Annotated in this window: 17 protein-coding genes and 1 riboswitch; of the genes, 4 read left to right on the forward strand and 13 right to left on the reverse strand. The window is 45.6% G+C overall.

The features are described from left to right. Nucleotides 1-13: 13 nt before the first annotated feature. From tnpA to tnpC, 3 genes are all read left to right on the forward strand, one after another. Nucleotides 14-316: an IS66 family insertion sequence element accessory protein TnpA gene (tnpA, locus tag CWE06_RS03010; RefSeq protein ID WP_126791019.1), complete on the forward strand. Its 303-nt coding sequence runs from the start codon at nt 14-16 to the stop codon at nt 314-316. Further along, nucleotides 313-669 carry an IS66 family insertion sequence element accessory protein TnpB gene (gene tnpB / locus CWE06_RS03015; protein WP_126791021.1) on the forward strand — a complete coding sequence of 119 codons (357 nt, stop codon included), beginning with the start codon at nt 313-315 and terminating at the stop codon, nt 667-669. Before tnpA ends, tnpB begins: the two co-directional genes overlap by 4 nt. A gap of 114 nt (nt 670-783) precedes the next feature. Continuing rightward, entirely contained in the window at nt 784-2,367 is a 1,584-nt protein-coding gene (gene tnpC, locus CWE06_RS03020) for an IS66 family transposase (RefSeq protein ID WP_126791023.1), read from the forward strand. A 446-nt stretch (nt 2,368-2,813) separates the two neighbouring features. Here the strand turns inward: tnpC and CWE06_RS03025 are convergent, their stop codons facing one another. Next, a complete protein-coding gene (locus CWE06_RS03025; protein ID WP_198679012.1) occupies nt 2,814-3,809 on the reverse strand; it encodes a hypothetical protein in 996 nt (331 codons plus the stop codon). 111 nt (nt 3,810-3,920) lie between these two features. On the opposite strand from CWE06_RS03025, the gene CWE06_RS03030 reads away from it, so the two are divergent. Beyond that, nucleotides 3,921-5,080 (forward strand): IS3 family transposase gene (locus CWE06_RS03030; protein ID WP_126791025.1). Its coding sequence is split into 2 segments (ribosomal slippage): nt 3,921-4,185 and nt 4,185-5,080, totalling 1,161 coding nucleotides; the frame shifts between segments, so codons are not numbered across the junction. On the opposite strand, the gene CWE06_RS03035 is transcribed toward CWE06_RS03030, so the two are convergent. From CWE06_RS03035 to CWE06_RS03090, 12 genes are all read right to left on the reverse strand, one after another. Further along, a complete protein-coding gene (locus CWE06_RS03035; RefSeq protein WP_126791027.1) occupies nt 5,041-5,817 on the reverse strand; it encodes an ATP-binding protein in 777 nt (258 codons plus the stop codon). The two genes, CWE06_RS03030 and CWE06_RS03035, sit on opposite strands and share 40 nt — an antisense overlap. Nucleotides 5,818-5,912: 95 nt before the next feature. Further along, the gene (locus tag CWE06_RS03040) at nt 5,913-6,332 is read right to left on the reverse strand and encodes a hypothetical protein (RefSeq protein ID WP_126791029.1); all 420 of its coding nucleotides are present in this window, start codon (nt 6,330-6,332) and stop codon (nt 5,913-5,915) included. Between the two features lie 4 nt (nt 6,333-6,336). Then, the gene (locus CWE06_RS03045; RefSeq protein WP_126791031.1) at nt 6,337-7,608 is read right to left on the reverse strand and encodes an AAA family ATPase; all 1,272 of its coding nucleotides are present in this window, start codon (nt 7,606-7,608) and stop codon (nt 6,337-6,339) included. Nucleotides 7,609-7,694: 86 nt separating this feature from the next. Continuing rightward, nucleotides 7,695-8,195: a hypothetical protein gene (locus CWE06_RS03050; RefSeq protein ID WP_126791033.1), complete on the reverse strand. Its 501-nt coding sequence runs from the start codon at nt 8,193-8,195 to the stop codon at nt 7,695-7,697. A gap of 140 nt (nt 8,196-8,335) precedes the next feature. After that, the gene (locus CWE06_RS03055; protein ID WP_126791035.1) at nt 8,336-9,268 is read right to left on the reverse strand and encodes a COG2958 family protein; all 933 of its coding nucleotides are present in this window, start codon (nt 9,266-9,268) and stop codon (nt 8,336-8,338) included. Next, a complete protein-coding gene (locus tag CWE06_RS03060; RefSeq protein WP_198679013.1) occupies nt 9,265-10,764 on the reverse strand; it encodes a restriction endonuclease subunit S in 1,500 nt (499 codons plus the stop codon). The genes CWE06_RS03055 and CWE06_RS03060 overlap by 4 nt, the downstream gene beginning before the upstream one ends. Before the next feature lie 22 nt (nt 10,765-10,786). Next, nucleotides 10,787-12,184 (reverse strand): RNA-binding domain-containing protein, encoded by a 1,398-nt coding sequence (locus CWE06_RS03065; RefSeq protein ID WP_126791037.1) that lies wholly within the window; start codon nt 12,182-12,184, stop codon nt 10,787-10,789. Then, a complete protein-coding gene (locus tag CWE06_RS03070) occupies nt 12,174-13,889 on the reverse strand; it encodes a class I SAM-dependent DNA methyltransferase (RefSeq protein WP_126791039.1) in 1,716 nt (571 codons plus the stop codon). The genes CWE06_RS03065 and CWE06_RS03070 overlap by 11 nt, the downstream gene beginning before the upstream one ends. A 268-nt stretch (nt 13,890-14,157) precedes the next feature. Then, a complete protein-coding gene (locus CWE06_RS03075; RefSeq protein ID WP_126791041.1) occupies nt 14,158-14,577 on the reverse strand; it encodes a virulence RhuM family protein in 420 nt (139 codons plus the stop codon). Between the two features lie 110 nt (nt 14,578-14,687). Continuing rightward, nucleotides 14,688-15,551, reverse strand: a complete 864-nt coding sequence (locus tag CWE06_RS03080) for a WYL domain-containing protein (protein WP_126791043.1) — start codon at nt 15,549-15,551, stop codon at nt 14,688-14,690. A 144-nt stretch (nt 15,552-15,695) separates the two neighbouring features. Further along, a complete protein-coding gene (locus CWE06_RS03085) occupies nt 15,696-16,223 on the reverse strand; it encodes a hypothetical protein (protein WP_126791045.1) in 528 nt (175 codons plus the stop codon). Nucleotides 16,224-16,293: 70 nt separating this feature from the next. Then, a riboswitch (cyclic di-GMP riboswitch) is annotated at nt 16,294-16,392 on the reverse strand. A 108-nt stretch (nt 16,393-16,500) separates the two neighbouring features. After that, the gene (locus CWE06_RS03090; protein ID WP_126791047.1) at nt 16,501-18,627 is read right to left on the reverse strand and encodes a sensor domain-containing protein; all 2,127 of its coding nucleotides are present in this window, start codon (nt 18,625-18,627) and stop codon (nt 16,501-16,503) included. Nucleotides 18,628-18,735 lie beyond the last annotated feature (108 nt).

Below are 18,735 nucleotides of genomic sequence, written 5' to 3' on the forward strand. Positions count from 1 at the left end.
AGGTGGTAGCAATATGAGCCGAGCGTACCGAACCCGCGAGCAATGGCGTGAGCTGATTGCTGAATTTGAACAAAGCGGCATGAGCCAAAAAGACTTCTGTGAGCAGCGAGGGCTCAGTACCGCCTACTTTGGTAAGCGGCGTTTGCGACTTCAGCGTGAGGCAGAAGATAACGACACTGGTTTTGCGTTGGCGGTGCCGCAGTCACCGAACTCACAGCAGACGCTGCAACTTCGTATTGGCCAGACGGAATTGATGCTGCCGCTGTCGGTATCACCGCGCTGGATTGCGCAACTGGTCAAAGAGCTCAGCGCATGAAGATGTTCGTTGATCCGCCGGCCATCTATTTACACAAAGCGCCGGTTGATTTTCGTAAAAGCATTAATGGTTTAAGCGCCATTGTTGAGAGCGAAATGGCACTGTCGCCGTTCAGTGGTGCGCTGTTTATCTTTTGCAACCGCCAGCGCGATAAACTCAAGGTGCTGTATTGGGACAAAACGGGCTTCTGCCTGTGGTACAAGCGCCTGGAAAAGGCGAAGTTCAAATGGCCGCGCAAGATGCCAGGGCAAACCATTACCCTCACTGAGCAGCAGTGGGCCTGGTTACTCGATGGCCTCGATATCACCCTAATGAAAGGCCATCAGCCGCTGCATTTTAGCTCGGTAACCTGATCGTATTTGGCTATATAGGGATCAAGCATAACAGTCATTTATCGATCATCAATCGGTCTAACAAGTGCCCGATTCATAGCGGATTAGCGCCAAATCATGCGGTATAATAGCCACATGAAAAAACGTGATAACAACACACTTCCAGACGACATTGAAGCGCTCAAAGCGATGGTGCTTGAACTACAGAATCAGCAGCTTGCGCAACAGGCTGATGCTGCGCGCTTGCAACAAGAAAGTGAGCGCTGGAAGCGTGACTTCTATCAGTTACTGGAAAAGTGGCAACTAGAGCTGAAGAAGCGTTTTGCTGCCAGCACCGAAGGCCTACCTGGCCAAGGCGACCTGTTCAACGAAATCGAAGATATCCTCCAGCCTGACGCGGATGAAGTGGCGGCCGAGCAGCATATCGCTTACACGCGTAAAGTTGGTCGCCGCGCCCGTTTAGATGCCTCACTGCCGCGTAAAGAAATCGTTCACGACATCAGCGACGATGAGAAAACCTGTGAGTGCTGCGGCACCGACATGCATCGCATGGGCGAAGATGTGAGCGAGAAGCTCGACTTCATCCCGGCCAAGGTGCAAGTGATTCGGCATATACGCCCCAAGTACAGCTGCCGCACCTGCGAGCAACACCGTACGGAAAGTAATATCAAGCAGGCACCCGTACCACCGAGCATGCTGCCCAAGAGCATTGCTACGCCAAGCTTATTAGGGCAAATCATCACGGCCAAGTTCCAGTATGGCTTGCCGCTGTACCGCCAGGAAGCCATGTTCAAGCAGTTCGGTGCCGATATCAGCCGCCAGACCATGAGCCGTTGGTTGGTGGCTGTGAGCCAGAAGCTGGAGCCGTTATACCAGCGCATGCACGATATCTTAGTGCAACAGCCGGTGCTGTGGACAGACGAGACAACACTCAAAGTCATCCAGTCAGAAAAAAGCAAATCCTACATGTGGGTGTATGGTTGTGGCGGAGACAAACCGCCACCTGATAGCACTTCACCACCACCCAACATCGTGCTCTATGACTATCAGGATGGTCGCGGCGGCACACACCCGAAAGACTTCCTGAAAGGCTACCGCGGGCCCTTGCAGGTGGATGGCTATCAAGGCTATGAGCAAACTGACGCCAAACTTGCGGGGTGTTGGGCACATGCCAGACGTAAGTTCGTGGATGCTAAAACCGTGCAAGGCAAAAAGAAAACCGGCAAAGCGGATATGGCAATAGCCTTTATCCAAAAGCTGCATCGCGTTGAAAAACGCATGGCCGACAAATCGGCAGAGGAACGCTTAAGCGCTCGTCAAACAGAATCGATAGCTATTTTGAAAGACTTCAGAAAGTGGTTGGACACGCAGGCCATGCACGTGCCACCGACCAGTATTATCGGCAAGGCCGTGCAATACACATTGAATCAATGGTCCAAGCTGCAGGTTTACTTAACTGACGGTCGCATCAACATCGACAACAATCGAGCGGAGCGTGCTATCAAGCCGTTCGTGATTGGCCGCAAAGCCTGGCTGTTCGCCAACACTCATGGCGGTGCTGATGCCAGTGCGGTACTCTACAGCCTGGTCGAAACCGCCAAGGCCAACGACCTGCAACCGATTGACTACCTGGTGAGCCTGTTCGAGCAATGGCCGCTTCTCAACGACAACGATAACATCGACCACTTACTGCCTTGGAACATCAAAACCTCGCTCTAGCGTATTAAGCAACCATTATAGTGCCCGGTTAAACGGCCAGCAAAACTATTCCACTTGAGCGCGTTACTGAAATCAACGTGTGCTTCCAGCGACGCTTACGGTCGAATGGCCAACAAAACTGAACCACCATAGAATAAAACCACGGTCAACGTGTGCTATTAGCGACGCTTACTTACGATCTCGCCAAGCATGGCACAGAAAAGAATCTCGGAGATAAGGTTACTGTATTGTTCGAGCTTTACCTTGTCCCGTCTTGGCGTCAGCAACTGGATTTGAGCATGTGTATATGAAACTGAGGAACTTTGTTTCGACCATCGTGGTCTTGAGCGCCCGCTTGGACTAATCCTACCGCTGCTATTACTGCTTCCGGAGCTACGATGGCCGAATGGATGATCACATAGACCTATGAAAATTTGGCTGACACAGAATATTGAACACCCTCGTTTTTACGCATGAAGCTCTCCGCCAAGTTCCGTTAAAAGCCAATTTAATTGATTTCTAGCGCTAGAGATTATTTCATCAAATATTAAGACCTCAGAATTAGGCTCTTTATTGTAGTGAGGAGGAAGATCCTGCCCCCTTTTCCCTCCAACCAAAATGATTTTCATCTCTGCGTCAGTGTACGGAACAAAGTCATTTCTATATGCTGTTGCCTGCTGATAATCTTTGTATTTCAAACTATGGCTCGGTCGCTTAAATTCAATAAGAAGGTATTCATTCGCATAGTTGACGCTTAAAAGCAGGTCAGGCCTTTTTTTTGATCTTTTGCCTGTGAATTTTTTGCCAAGATATTCATCAACTTGTCGCTGTAATGTCTTGTTGCTACTAAAAACAGAATACTTAACACCAAATACCCACAAACTATTTTCTAATGCTGAGTGCACAACACTTTCTTCGGTGTCTGCGTTTCTACACAATTCTTCCAATCTATCGAGAAACTCTAACCTACCTTTCGCTTGCTCTCCGACTATTGCTATTTCTGCCAATCCAAACTCTGATAAAGCTTCTGCTAGCCTTGCAATATCCGAATGTTTTGCCTCGTTGATATAGTCGAGAACTGCTCTATAGTCTGTTCTTTCAAGAGCATCGAGCAAGACTCCAACAATAGGCTCTACTTTTGTTTCGGGTTCTCCGTAATATCTGCCTATAATCGATTTAATAGCTTTATCGGCATACTGCCTCTTATATTCCGGCAGCTGAGAAAGTCTTTCATTTATCCGTTTCTTCAATCTCGCCTGGGAGAGATTCATCTCACGCCCATATTCCTCTTTTACTTTTTCCTTGATTATCGGGCGAATATACTCAGAAAGTTCTTGATAAAGTTCGCTATTTTCAACCAGTGCACCCCAGTCAGCCGTAACATGGTCGAACAAACCATCTACTTCTACTTCACCATAGATTTTTTCAAGTAGCTTAGGTGGAAAGTCTTCTTCGTTATCCAACCCAAAAAAGTCTGGATTTCCTACTGTTTTACCGCCTACCCGTGAACTGGTCTAATGGATCCGGACACATTAATTAGCGACAATTACTAAGTCAGCAATTAAGGTGTCAATATGAGTCAAAAACGTGCATACAAGCAGTACTCAAAAGAGTTTAAAGAAGAGGCCGTAGCCTTGGTTAACGATCAAGGTTACACCGTGCCGGAAGCTGCGAAATCATTAGGGATTAACCCGAACATGCTATATCGGTGGAAAGAAAAACTAGACGAAAGCAACGGACGGAATCAGGTGAGTGAGTCTGAGCGCGAAGAACTTCTCAGGTTACGCAAAGAAAATCGTAACTTACGGATGGAAAAGGAAATTTTAAAAAAGGCGTCGGCCTTCTTCGCGAAAGAAATGAAGTAAAGTTTGACTTCATCATGTGTGAATCAGCGCATTACCCGGTCACCGTATTGTGCCAGGTAATGGGTGTAAGTCGCTCAGCATTCTACGATTGGAAGCAGCGCCCAGGTAAGTTGATTCCAGCTCAAGAGCTCAAAATGCGACGTCGTATGAAAAAGCTTTTTGAACTCAGCCGAGAAAGTTTGGGCAACCGAGAAATGATGAAGAAACTGCGTGGAGAAGGCTATGAAATCGGGCGTTACAGGGTACGTAAGCTCATGAAACAAATGAAGCTTATCGTGCGTCAGCGAGTGGCCTATAAGGTGACAACAAAGCGCAAACATGGTGACGCTGTTGCTGACAACCTGTTGAATCAAAACTTTAACCCAGCTGGCCCCAACGAAGTTTGGGCTGGCGATGTGACCTACTGTCGTACTGCCGAGGGCTGGATGTATCTAGCGGTCGTTATGGACTTGTACTCGCGACGGATTGTCGGGTGGCATATGGATAAGCGCATGACCACCGATTTAGTATGCAAAGCGTTGAGTAAAGCCTACGACATTAGACGGCCACCGGCAGGACTGGTTTTCCACAGTGATAGAGGTTCTCAGTACACCAGTAAACGCTTTCGCAAGCTGCTTCGCAGCTACAACATGCGGGCGAGTATGGGGGACGTAGGGGCTTGTTGGGATAATGCCGTGGTCGAGCGATTCTTTGGTAGTTTAAAGCACGACTGGCTTTATAAAGTGCCTCAACCAACCCGTGAGCACATGAAGGCTGATGTGGCCGCTTACATGCGCTATTACAACTTGGAGCGACTGCATACCGCTAACGGTGATATGTCACCAGTAGATTACGAAAACACGCTAAGAAAAGTGTCTGGTTTTAGTTGACCAGAACACCGAATGGATATACCAGGCTGTTTAAGCTTCCCTTTTTGACTGGAAACAGTGAATTGTAAATTCATTGATCCTGCAGACGGCAATTCGGCTTCATATTTAGTGTAATTACCTTGTATGTCGTCAATTCCTAGAGCTTTTTCATTAACCTTAACATTGAACCCTTCTTCGCGACCGTACTCTTGAAGAAGAAGCTGCCTTAATTTGTCTGGATTCGGGAAAGATAACCCTTGTATAAGTTTCGATAGAGTAATTCTTGTTCCTTTCAGATCGCCAGAACAATTCTCCACTGTAAGGTCAATAGGTAAATCTTCGATATCAGTTGCGTTTTCAAAGTCAGACGTTTTAATCGAAAACTCACACTTTATCCCTCTTGACCACGTTTCCAACTTCATCTCTTTTGCGATCATTAACCCCGCAAATTTTCCTATACCTTTTTTTCCTTTAACCTTTCTCTTTTTCTCTGCGGTTAGCTCTCCTCGCCTTTTTCTACGGTCACTAGCAATAAATAGATATTCCCTCAATAGCTCCTCTTCCGTCATGCCAGAGCCGGAGTCGTGTACGATAATCGGATTATCTGACAGAGGCTCTGGGAGTGAAATTTTTATTGATTCTGCGTCAGCATCCCAAGCATTATCTATCAGCTCCTTCAAAGCCCTCTCAGTAGATCTGTAATTTTCTGAGAGAAGCTTGGCCAGTCTAGTATCAACTTGAAATGCAATTTTCTTCACTATTTAATCCTTTGGTCGATCTAGATCTATGATTGCGTATAACGCTGAACGAAGCGGCGCGTCTCACGCGTCCGCGTTCCGTGACTTATTAATAATCACCCCAAGACACTTGCTTTTATATTTTTAACGCTCAGAGTGGCTTTTGTCGATCTATAAAAATCCAAACATTTCTTGCGAATCGATGGGCCGTGCTTTGGTATTCTTGTGGTAACGGCATAACACTCTCTATTGTAGTCTCTATATCTTTCCTTAGTATGTGACAGGGTAGACTTAAGTTGGGATATCGCTTTGTCAATGTCGCAGCCTTTCAGCTCAATATACAAAACTCTTTGCTTTGGCTTTTCAGACGCAATAATCCAGTCGCATTTCTCGACCCCATCACCTATTAAACAGCCATCGACCTCAATTTTCTGGAAATACTTTCTTTCTGGGTTCTTCAACTCAAATCTACTTCTATTCTCCTGAACAACGATCGTTGAGTCATTTGCCAAAGTGCTACATTTATCATAGTCCATTATTTTACCTCTCAGAAAGCAGAAGCTCATTCATTACACTTTCAAAGTGCTCTGATACACCATCAAGAATTTCCCCTCCGACCATCCGATATTCACTATCGCAAATTAGTTCGCTTTCTCCATGAATAATCGTATAAGCTGAAACGTCTTCAAATTTTACAGGTAAACCAGAACCATTAAGCTTTAAAAATTCTTCGTTAGATATTTTCCCGCATTCAACAGCATCGCTAGCTAAAATAAAATTATTCAATGCTGACAAGATATATGGACTATGCGAAGTCACAAAAAAGTTAGTCCCAAGGTTGTTGTATAAGAGTGATAATATTGAAACGATGTAGCCTTGTGAAGTAGGAAACAAATGTGCCTCAGGCTCTTCTATAAAGAACATACTTCCTTGTCCAGAATTTCTCAACATTGGCCATACGCACAAAACCAATAACATTGGTAATGATTCCTGTTGACCGGACGAAGCATTTGCTAGATTAATTCTTTTCCCTTTAGATATTATCCAGTCCTGCTCGTCATGATATTCATAATCGCCGTTTACGATTGCCTCTAGCGCTCTATACATATCTTCAAGAAGAGCTTTATGCTTTCTTAAAAAAAATGAATCCTTGTACATACGCTTGGATGTTTCGTAAAGACTTCCAAATTCTTTAAGAAATGGGTCAATATCAAGGTTAGAGGCCAAGAAGGTAAATATATTCTTTTGCAAGTTAGCAAAAAACGATCTAGATGCCGGAATAAAAACAGATTCGGAAAAAAATGCGGAGCACCTTTCATCTTTCATAGGTTCTATGATATGCTCAAACATCACTCTTCTTTCAGCATCAAGAATCCTACCATCTTTCTTTTCTTGCTCTTTATATTCAGCTAGCCTCTTCTTATAAAGCCTCTTCTTATTATTAAAAAGCCTCACCAAATCTTCAGAGTAATTAACTGAAATGCTTGTTTTTCCCCTGGTATTCTTTTCACCTAATATTGAAAAATAAATCCCATCGATAAGATACTGTATTTTAAAAGAACTATTCTCCCACGAATATCTGGGAAACTTGGATTCAAATTCATCAATTATTTTTTTATCAAGCTCTCTCTTCGTGCTTTGAGCTCGAATTCCACCAATGAATTCTTTGGAAACATTCTGGAAAAAATATAACAATTTTGCAATCAAACTTTTCCCATTTGCCTGGGGACCAATAATGACATTTATTTTTTTAACTTCAATGTCAACCTTCTTTAGAACAAGAAAATTCCTTACCTTTAATATCTGATTCACAACCTCTCCTTTTAATCTGTACTTAAGACTGAATCTAAATAATTAACGCCGCCATAATGTGCTGACTGAAGCGCAGCGAAAGGCAGTCAAATTGATGGCCTTGTTACAAGCTGACGGACTACAAGCCAAAAGACTATGCCTGAAACCGCACCGCAAAAGCCAAAACCCAGCAGGAGCTTTGCTTGATATAAAAGACCTGCAGTAGTGTAGCTGCCATTCTCAATGATTATTGTTTGCCCCACAACACTGCGAGTGGTGCCACCAGGAAAACTCAAAAGCAGCCAAGGAGTAACTGAAATCAGTGCGCCGCCTAAAGTTAAAGAGCGCAAGCTAATACAACCTATAGCTTTCAGAAGACAATAAGTTGGTATGCCAATAACTGCGGAAATAACCCAGCTTACAATAATCGCCAAAGTAGCTATTATGCCAAAAATTTCGCCAATACCACCATTTAGCACAACCCATGTTAGAGCTCCTATAGGCGGAGCTATTAAAAACCCACAAATTGGATACAACAATGTTCGATTCATTTTGCCTTGTAACATTGTATTACCGCGCATCCGCGATATATCAAGCAAACCGTGCATGCTCAATATCATGCCGTGGGAGGACTTTAGAAAGGCTCATTCCTTGAGGAATACTACCTGAGCGTTCTTTTGCCGAAACTCCATGGCTTCGTGTTTGTTCATTTAACGTACTGAATGTTGCCCATAATGGCAACAAGTAACTACTTATTCCATGCGCTTTTAACCACCCTGCCGGTTTGGTTATAAATGCCGACTTGCTCGATGTAGTGATGAAAGTCACTATTTTCAGCGACGATTCGATTTGCAGATTGCCAGTCGACGGTTGTGCGCTCGCGTGCTGGTATGAGTATTTGGCTGTCGAAGAGCGATTCGGTGTTTAGCAGCAATACCCCGATCCCATGAAGGCTGGCGAGCATTTGTAATTCACCTTCTACGTCGCTATTTAGGCCGGTTGCGACGAGGTAACCGAAGTTGGCCCAGCTAGAGTTCGAAACTGCTTGGAAAAATGATTTTCGTACATTGCCTTTGGTCAGGTGCTTTTTTACTTCGAACGACCACAATCGCACCGCACTTTGATTGCCTGTCCGCACACAGTCTTTCACGACGCCTTCCCAGCCCATATCAAGCGCTTCGAGCGCAACAATATCGGGATGCAACCAGTGATTACCGCCACTTCCGTGTATGTTTCTTGACTTGCGCTCATCGATGCGCTGGCAATATAGGCCATGTTCTTTGTGAAGAAATTCAATGAGCAAGGGATACAAATCATGCTCACTCAAACCAGGGGTTGTTAGTGGTGTGTCGACATTTACTTCATCGGGATCATCGTCTACTTCAATGAGTTGCTGTGCCAGCTCAGGGTTCGCCTCCCAATAGTAAATGCGTGGTCGAGGTTTATCTCGCGTCGCTACATTCGGGCATTTCTCCATAGCGGTCCGCAATCGACTCCCCCCGACTTCTGCCGCTAGTTGCGCAATAAGCTTTTCTTCAGTGTTGTAACGAGGGTTCTGCTGCTTCTCGGCTATTTCTTCTGGATAACGCTCGATAAAATACTGTGCCAACTCCCTAGCCGTGAACTTCTTATCTGGGTGGGCTTTGAGGGTTTCGATAATCATTTCGACGCGTGTTGTCATGAACAGCTCTCCATTTCTTGTTCCAAACTTGCAATATTCAATTCACCAGAGATGAGTCGCGGCAATAAAGCGTCACGTAAATCAGATAAAGTAATGCTTTCATTTGAGTAAACCTTATCAATAAGTGGTAGGGCAAGCTTAATGAAGCTAGAAATTAAATCTTCATCAGGAAGAGCGAGCAACTCATTCTCAAGGAAAACTTTAGTTTGAAAGTTACTTATCCCGGTACTTTGATTCTGATACTGCCAAGTTTTACCCTCACTGTATATTTGACGTAAATGTAGGCCTAATATCAGCCCTATAGATTCATTGATCGGCCGAAATAGTCGACAAAAACTTGCAGGCTCGCAAACACCTAGTCGATTTAAAAAGTCTTTAGTCAGAAATAGTGAACGCCCTGTTGGCTGGTCCTTGCTCCCTCCTGAGACCTCTATAACTATATCTCCGGGTCTTAACTTCCTGCTTTTTAATTTTTTAGGCTCAACATATCTAGTTGGTACCTTTTTGTCGTTACCTAGATAAATATTCGGTAGATCTGTACCTCGCAGAATTTTCACTTTTTCCGTGTGTTTCTCGTCTGGTTGTTCTTTTCCCCAATCTCCACCGATTGTCTTTTCTAGTAGCTCGCCAAACGGTAAGGCATTCCACCCCTCGGGAATCTCGCCAAGTTCGCTGTCTTGCATGGCGGAGGGGAAGAGTTCGGCGGTGGTGCGGAGTTCGTTGTATTGCTCGGGTTGTTCGGTTTTGAAGCGGGCAAGTTGGCCTTGGTCTTTGCCGGAAATGGCTTGCATGGCGGCGTTTAATGCGTCTTCTTCGCTGCCGCCGGCTTCCAGTGCAGCCATCTTGGCTTTAACGGGTTCGAAATCGACAAACCAGCTTTTGAATATGGCTTGCGCCATTTGCTCTAGAGTCTGATTAATCTGTTTGTTGAGTTCTATTTTACTCGATACTGTTAACCATATCGATGAAATTACTGCCATTTCATCCTTGCTAGGAATGACAACTGGTAAAGAGCTAAGAATAGAAGTGTTTAAGTTTGGCATCGTAGCGCCTACAGCATGACGTACGATCCACTCTCGAACAGAGGGGTGACAAAGGTAAGCATGTAAATATTCGGTACTGACTTCGTTTGAATTAACGCGAACCCTGAGACAACCAGTGCCGCAAAGCCAACCATCCTCTTTTTCAGTTACACGCGCGCATTTCTCAACATCGCCGCGGCGACTGTAAACAATATCACCAACGTGCACCTTGTACTTAGATAATCGCTCTACATCCTTTACTGAGACGCGTGCAATATCATCTGTGGTAATTGCATCAACAGTAATATTTTTTGGCATAATCGAAGGTATACCATGATCAACATAATCGCTCGCATGCAATTGGCTACCAAAAGGGCCTGTTTGTATATCCCCTCCAGATGCTTTGGCTAGCTCACCAAGGGTCGTAATTCCCCAATGGCTTGGAATGTTGTAAAAAATATCTTCGAAGCTCACATTTGCCCCCTGAGATTCTGCTTCATATCTTCACCTGCCAATATCCTCTGGTGCCGCCTACGCGTTCAATTACCCCTAGCTCTTTTAGTTTTTCTAGGTGCTTCTGCACGGCCGAGGGGTTGATATTCAATTCTTCGGCTATTTTGCGGTACGGATAACTTGGGTTGGCCTGAATAACGGCCAAAACAGATTGTTGTGCGGTGGTCAGATTTTCGATTGCACCACCTATTGCACCACCTATTGCACCACCTGCTTTTTCTTCGACCGTACCTTGTAAACTTTGATCACGCAGAAACTCGATGTCAAAAGAGTCGCCTATTTCTTTAAACACCGGTTTTGGTGTTTTTGCTTCTTGGCATAACTGGCGGATACGCGCCATGCCGCTGCCCCATTGTTCTATGTACCCGAGTTCGCGAAACACCCGCGCCACCACTTTGTTTCGAATTTCAGAGCGACCTTGCAGCGCTTCTTCTAAGGTGATGCCGTTGGGCAAACCGCCGGGCGAAACAATGTTTACGCAATCGTCGTAAATGCCCAGTTTAATATCGCGACCAAAATTACTGTAATCACGATGTACCACGGCATTAATCAGCGCCTCGCGAATGGCTGGAATGGGGATTTCGTAGGTGTCGGTGCGTTGCAAGCCAAGAATTTCAGCCCGCAAATGCAGGTGGTTTTTAATAAAAATCTCGGCTTGGCTTAATTGCTGAAATAAGTCTCCACGGTATTCCTTTTTATCGAGGAAAACCGCCATATTGTCGCCCTTAAAGCGGGCACATTTTATTTCCACATGCTCATAGTGGCCAAGCAGGATTAGAAGCCCGTGTGTGGGCCGCAACTGATCATGCTCTTGCTTTACCAGTTTAAGGCTCTGTAGGCGTTGTTCATCGAGCGTTTTTCCCTGTTGGGTGAAAGCATTATACAGTGGGGTTAAATCCAACTGCTTCAGTTCAACTTCCCAGGAGGCTTGCTCGTCAAAGCTTTGGTTCAACCGTTGCCGTTCCAACTCATGGATCATATCTAAGCTCGCAGGTCGATTACTTGCACCAATACGCACATAGGTGCCGTCATCACGGCCCTTGCTCTTCAGGAAATACGGCAGCTGACTTCCACGATGAACCTGTACCACCAAAAGCGTTTTCTGTTTAATGGTTTCTAAGTAAATACTCGGCAATAGCGTGGGTAAACACTGTGCATGCACTATAGATGCAACCTGATCCATCAGTTCAAACTCATCGCCTTGAATACCCACAATTCGGCGCTGATCATCAACGCCGATAATCAGCTTACCGCCGCTCGTATTCGCAAAGGCAACCAGCGTTTTCGAAAGTTGCTCACCTTTGGGCAGCTCTCGCTTGAATTCGAGTGTTTTGCTCTCGCCCTGCTCAATTTCATGCTTGAGCTGGCGGTTAAAGCTCATACCCCAGCCCTCCAAGATTTCGCTTAATCTCAGCTTCTAACCGCTCGCTTTCGGCAAACTGTTCACTTAACTGGGCGGTAAGGCGTGCCATTTTCTCTGCAAAGGGTTCGCCGTCGTCTTCTTGTTCCACTGCGCCCACATAGCGGCCTGGGGTGAGCACATAATCGTGCTTTTTAATGTCATCTAGGTTGGCGGATTTACAGAAGCCGGCGATGTCTTCGTAGTTGTCGCCGCGCTGCCATGCGTGGAAGATGTCGGCGACCTTAGCTATGTCTTCGTTGGTGAAGTCACGCAGTACCCGGTCACGCATAAAGCCGAGGTTACGGGCATCGATAAACAGAAATTCGTTACGTCGGTCCCGTTTTTTCTCACTTCGTACCATACCGTTGGCTTTGTCTTTGCTTAAAAACCAAATACAGGCGGGAATTTGCGTGTTGGTAAACAACTGGCCGGGTAAAGCAACCATGCACTCAACTAAGTCTTCTTCAATCAGGCGCTTGCGTATTTCCCCTTCGTTGTTGGTGTTTGAACTCATGGAGCCGTTGGCCAACAATATCCCCATGCTGCCGGTCGGCGCTAAATGGTGCACCATGTGCTGCACCCAGGCAAAGTTAGCGTTGCCTTTGGGCGGCGTGCCATATTTCCAGCGTACGTCGTCGGCGAGCGATTCGCTCCACCAGTCTTTGATGTTAAAGGGTGGGTTTGCCATGACAAAGTCGGCACGCAAATCGGGGTGCTGATCATCCAAAAAGGTATCGGCGTTTTTCTTACCGAAGTTAAAGTCGATACCACGGATAGCCATGTTCATGGCCGCCAGCTTCCATGTGGTAGGATTCGATTCCTGCCCATACACAGAAATGCGCTTACGCTGCTCTGAAGCGTCGTAATGATGTTCTTTGGCATGCTCTTCGATGAACTTATCGCTTGAAACGAAAAAGCCGCCAGAACCCATTGCCGGGTCATATACGCGCCCTGAATACGGCTCTAGCATTTCAACGATGAGGGTTACGATGCTTTTCGGGGTGTAATACTGACCACCTTGTTTGCCTTCTGCCAAGGCAAACTGACCCAAGAAATACTCGTACACATGGCCGAGAATGTCTTTGCTGTGTAAATTGAGTTTCTTGCCACCAAATACCGGCTTGGTAAACGAGGTATCAGAAAACGTATTAATTAGGCCGATGAGCTTATCGTTATCGAGCTGGTACTGGCTAATTCGGTTCAAAATACCTTTAAGTTTGGCGTTACTCTTTTCAATTTCTTCTAGGGCGTTATCAATCAACCAAGACACCGAGCGCAGCTTTACATCGTTACCGGCTGCGTCTTGCCAAAGCATACTGTTGATCGGCAACACAGCTTTTTCTTTTAAGGTGCTCCAACGGGCAGCTTTTGGCACCCAAAACACATTCGCTTCACGATAGTAGTCGAGCTGCTCGAGCTCATCCTGTATGGCTTGCTGATAGTCGGCGTCGCTGTCGAAATCATCGCGCGGCATGTAGTAAATGTTATCATCGCTTTCTTGCCCAAACAGCTCAATAAGCGCCTCTTGGCGTTCTTCAAAGGCATCTGACACGTACTTTAAGAAGATAAGCCCTAATACCACATGCTTGTAATTAGCAGCGTCCAGGTTGGCGCGTAGCTTGTCTGCAGCCTTCCAAAGTTTGTCATCCAATTCTTTTAGAAACTGCTGTTCAGTGTTGTCCATGTTGCTATCCATATCTCTTTTATATTCCCGACTAATCGGTTGTTTTTAGTGCTGAAACTTCATAAGGGAACTATCCGGAAATTCCGGAGCGTTAGTTCAACAAACCAGTTGTTTCCACTTTGGGGGAACTACTAAGGATTTTGTAGTAGTTGTTGAGTTATCTACCTCAAGCTGCGCCTTTCCATCTGCACTGGTGAACAGTTTTATGCTTTGTATGTCGGTCATGTTCATCTTCCATGTTTTATTCTCGTGTACCGCGGTGCAACACCTACGCATACCCTGGGGCAATCGCCAAGTTACTTGTATTCATCAAGCACACGCGGTTCGTGAGCGTGTAGCCCTGAATTAAGTGGTCTTTTAGGGTTTGTGTCGCCCACTGTCGGAACTGAGTCGCTCGTAGTGAGTTAACTCGATAACCAACAGAAATAATCGCATCAAGATTATAATACTTCGTCTTATACTTTTGGCCGTGGTCAGCCACATGTTCCAAAACGGAACATGTGGCTCTTTTGTCTAACTCGCCACTTTTATATATATTGCTCAAATGCTTGGTTATTGCCGGTCGCTGAATGCCAAACAACTCCGCCATTTGCGCTTGGCTCAACCATACAGTTTCCTTTTCAAGCGCCACTTCTAGCTGCGCCTTTCCATCTGCGCTGGTAAACAATTTTATGCTTTGTGCGGTCATAATGTTCCTCTTCCTTTGAGTAACGTTTTTAGGACGAGCTCATTTGAGCCCGGTTCAAACATTTGTTCATCACCCAGTACCGCATAGCGATTACCCTGTTTCATCGAAGGTCACCCATACCCTGGCGCAATCGCCAAGTTCGGGGTATCCACCAAGGTGACGCGGTTGCGCAACCATAACTGATACTCTGGCCCGCGCAAATCAGCATCTTCAGTGCAGTCGACATTCCAACGTCGTAACAAATAACCCGCCATAGCGGCTCGAACTTCAACGGTTAATACGCCGTTTTTCATGCCGTAGTCACGCTCAATTGCGCTTTTGTGCTTGATATTGTGCGGGTGTGGCACCAGCTGCAGTGGAATCATTCGTTGCCATTCATGGTCATTTTCAGTGCCTTCAAAGTCTTCAGCACTGCCGCAAATGTTCACCTTTTCAATTCGGGTCAGCACAAAATCACGATAACTTTGCGACACGCGATCAAATGCCCGCAAATGCCAACGTAAACCGTTGTCGACAATCGCATGCGGTACTAGCTGTTTGACCGAATTGCCACTGCTGAGTGAGGTATAAGTCACCTCAATCGCTTTCTGATTTAAAATCGCCTGCACGAGGCGCGCCACCACAAACAAATCGGGGACATTCAGGCGTGACGGCGCTTCAACCGGAAAATGAATATCGCCAATGGCATCAAAACCGTCGGAAATATCATTGGCGAGTTTGACCAGCGTGCGTTGCGGATCATGTTGGAACAGCGGCTTAAACGCATCGGTTTGGAAATAGCGTTTTTGCTGTTGGTCATAACGGAGGTTCTGCGGCGCTAGTTGCTTGTACAAATTAAAATCGCGAGAACCGGCTGAGAGCCCTACCTCAAAACGATTAATCAAATCATTACGATAAATTGAACCGCGAAAAAGCAGGCAAAAATCGATATAAGCAAGGCGCTGTTTTTGCGCAAATGAAACTGAATCTAGCATCGTCCGTGGCCACTGTTAAAATTATTATAAGCTCAGTGTGGTTTATTTTGATGGGGTTGTAAAGTCAAAATCAATGGCGCGAATGGAACCAATAAAAAAACACCAGTCGCTCTCGCAACTGGTGTTTTTCTGGGAAAAACTAGGTTATTCAGTGATTGGCATGTCGTACCATGCTTCGCCGTCGACAGTGACCTGTAACATCATTTCAGCGCCCTCATCGTCACCTTCGTACGATAAGCTTCCCGGTACCATAGTGCTTTCCCAACCTGGGCCGCGCGGAACACATTCGCCAATTGACGCATAATCCGGTGCGCTACTTTGATCAAAGCCATTCAGCAAAAAGCCGGTGACTTGACCGTTGCGGTTTTTCCGAGCATCGACACTCACGTCAGCATCCATAGAGAGCGCCACTGGGCCTTCTGATCGGGCTGGAAACTCTCTGCCACCCGGGTTTACATCGACACACTCCCACGTTGCAACTCCACCCGGCATCACCATCCGAAACTGAATAAACTCCGCGTTAGCTTGCAGTTCGTGATTATTCCAGCCAAACAAACTCTGAACGTCACCCTTTCCTACAAATCCAACACCTTCTTCATCATAAGTAACGGAAGCATTTGCAGCGAACGAAAGTGCTAACACTGAAGCTAGCGTTAATAATTTTGTTTTCATTTTTAACTCCGACAGGCAAAACTACATTATCCATACACGCAATTGTTTAATTACGGGTAATTTAACCTGATTCGGCGGCTCGGCCGTCTTGCTGAAGCTTATTGAAGTTCGTTAAACAAGACCCGTAGCTTTGCGACCCTACCTCACGATAGGTGTACCTGTTCGTCAGTGCTGCGTTTAGTTGAGCGGCAGTTTCCTTGAAAAGCGAACGCCGTTACAGCCAGCCAAAGACAGTGAAATTAATTTAGTATACTTTTTGTACATGTCAACAAATTATTTACAAGGGTTCTGGTCGGTGAATGTCATAGCCTTGTCCGAGGCTAATACCAAGTGAGTGCAAATGCTCCAAAAGTTCCGGCTCTTCAATGCGTTCGGCTATCGTTGTTAAGCCCATGACTTGGGCTATGTGTTGAATGGAAGAAACAATCGCTTGGCTAACGGGGTTGTCTTTTACATTCTGAATAAATTCACCGTCAATTTTTACAAAACGAATAGGTAGTTTATCAAGGTAGCTAAACGTTGCCACGCCGCTTCCGAAGTCATCAAGCGCAAACTCAATACCGCGCTCACGTATTTTATTCATCATCGCTGCCGTCCGTTGAATATTGGTTACGGCTGCTGTTTCAGTAACCTCAAGGCACAGCTGACTCGTATCCACGTTCGGATAAGCCGCTAACAGTTCGTCAATATAATCAACAAAGCTTGGGTTGCTTAAAGTAATACCAGAAACATTCACGAATAATCGACACTTTGCGCTTGTTGGATCATTTAAACGCGCGAAGACTTTTCTAAGAATATGGCGATCAAGACGCTCAATTAGGCCATAACGCTCAGCTGCAATAATAAAGGCTCCAGGTGCGACAATTTCGCCGCCCTCGTTCACTAAACGACTTAAAACCTCTTTGTGTAGCATCTGGTCTGGTGCATCTAGCGCAACAATTTGCTGACCAAAGAGCACAATACGGTCATCTCGCATTGCGTTCTTCAGTCGATTCACCCAGTCCATGTCATGGCTTTGCTGGCTGACGTCTGAATCGGTTGGGTCGGCAATTTGTATGCGGCCACGCCCTTTGTCTTTCGCTAAGAAGCAGGCAGAATCTGCGGCAGCAAGTGCTTGGCTGTAACTATATCCCGTGTCGCCACCGAAAAATGCCACGCCAATACTGGCGCCAACACTATACTTATTACCTTCCCATACAAAGGTGTACTGGTGAATCACTTGCAGAAACTCTTCCGCAACTTTCACTGCCGTTATCGGCAAACAAGCCTGCAGTAAAACCACAAATTCATCGCCCCCCACCCGCGCTAAGCGTCCATTATGGGAAATTGCATCCATACACTGAGCGAGTTGGCTTAGCAGCTCATCGCCTGCTTTATGGCCACAACGATCATTAACAATTTTAAAGTGATCGAGGTCAAGGTAAAGCACTGCATGAGTTCCCTCGGTTGCCTCTAAGAACTCGCTGTAATTATTCATTTCACGCCGATTAAACAAACCTGTTAATGGGTCGTGCAACGCTTCGTAGCGGATTTGCTGAGTCAGTAAATGTGATTCTGTAACGTCGTAGCCTTGAACAAAAATCCCTGTGACTTGGTTTTGACTGTCAAACATAGGTTGATAGACAAAGTCGATGTAAACAAACTCAGCTTCCTGTTCTTCGCCACGTTGTAGTTGAATAGGAACAGCTTTACCAAGATAAGCTTCACCCGTGCTAAATACTTGATCTAACAGTTCAACAAAGCCTTGACTGACAATTTCTGGCATGACTTCCGCAACTGTTTTACCAATGATGTGTTCGCGACCAATTAAGTTTAAATAGGCTTGGTTGGCTAGCTCAAAGGTATGCTGTGGCCCTTGCAAAATACAAATAAAACCAGGGGCTTGATGGAATAGCTCATTCACGCGAGAGCGTTCTTTGGCAAGAATCTGCAGCGCCGTTTTACTACTTTCCAAAATCGGTAGATTCATGCCTAAAGAGTGAGAAAATCCGTCACCCGCACTGGCTTGTAAATTCACCAAATCGGTAACGTTTGTGGGTTGGTTGAGAATATACTCAACCTCTCCCTGTGCATTTAAGATTGGCGTGTTTAGTACCTGCCAATATATGCTTGCGACTGCTGAACGATCGGGTAAATCATAATGCAGCTGCGTAATTAGGTCAGGCTGTTTTGTATCAAGCGTTCGCTGTAATGAATGCAAAAGCGGCAGTCGCTGCGTTTCATTAGCGACGGGAAACGCTTCAAAGACACCGAGACCAACTAGAGTCTCGCGCGCAAAGCCGACAACTTCTTCATAGGCTTCGTTGCACCAAACAATCGTCAATGAATGGTCTAACAGTAGCGCTGGCGACTGGCTTTTATTAAAGATAAGCTCAAAATTCATCGGACTTTGGTTATTTCCCATTCCCGTTTTAGCCTCCTGCAACCAAATCAATAATTATTAGTTAACTTGAAAATGACTTTTAATTAATCTAGAAAGCTAAATTATGGCACAAATTGTCGCACTTCGAAA

Origin of the sequence: Aliidiomarina haloalkalitolerans (assembly GCF_003987315.1) — a bacterium.
Lineage (GTDB): Bacteria > Pseudomonadota > Gammaproteobacteria > Enterobacterales > Alteromonadaceae > Aliidiomarina > Aliidiomarina haloalkalitolerans.

Bases quoted from the DNA above. Each gene is read 5' to 3' on its own strand.
- CWE06_RS03090 (WP_126791047.1), bottom strand. From the start codon at position 18,627: ATGGGAAATAACCAAAGTCCGATGAATTTTGAGCTTATCTTTAATAAA.
- CWE06_RS03075 (WP_126791041.1), bottom strand. From the start codon at position 14,577: ATGACCGCACAAAGCATAAAATTGTTTACCAGCGCAGATGGAAAGGCG.
- CWE06_RS03080 (WP_126791043.1), bottom strand. From the start codon at position 15,551: ATGCTAGATTCAGTTTCATTTGCGCAAAAACAGCGCCTTGCTTATATC.
- tnpA (WP_126791019.1), top strand. From the start codon at position 14: ATGAGCCGAGCGTACCGAACCCGCGAGCAATGGCGTGAGCTGATTGCT.
- CWE06_RS03055 (WP_126791035.1), bottom strand. From the start codon at position 9,268: ATGACAACACGCGTCGAAATGATTATCGAAACCCTCAAAGCCCACCCA.
- CWE06_RS03050 (WP_126791033.1), bottom strand. From the start codon at position 8,195: ATGCACGGTTTGCTTGATATATCGCGGATGCGCGGTAATACAATGTTA.
- CWE06_RS03070 (WP_126791039.1), bottom strand. From the start codon at position 13,889: ATGGACAACACTGAACAGCAGTTTCTAAAAGAATTGGATGACAAACTT.
- tnpC (WP_126791023.1), top strand. From the start codon at position 784: ATGAAAAAACGTGATAACAACACACTTCCAGACGACATTGAAGCGCTC.
- tnpB (WP_126791021.1), top strand. From the start codon at position 313: ATGAAGATGTTCGTTGATCCGCCGGCCATCTATTTACACAAAGCGCCG.
- CWE06_RS03085 (WP_126791045.1), bottom strand. From the start codon at position 16,223: ATGAAAACAAAATTATTAACGCTAGCTTCAGTGTTAGCACTTTCGTTC.
- CWE06_RS03065 (WP_126791037.1), bottom strand. From the start codon at position 12,184: ATGAGCTTTAACCGCCAGCTCAAGCATGAAATTGAGCAGGGCGAGAGC.
- CWE06_RS03040 (WP_126791029.1), bottom strand. From the start codon at position 6,332: ATGGACTATGATAAATGTAGCACTTTGGCAAATGACTCAACGATCGTT.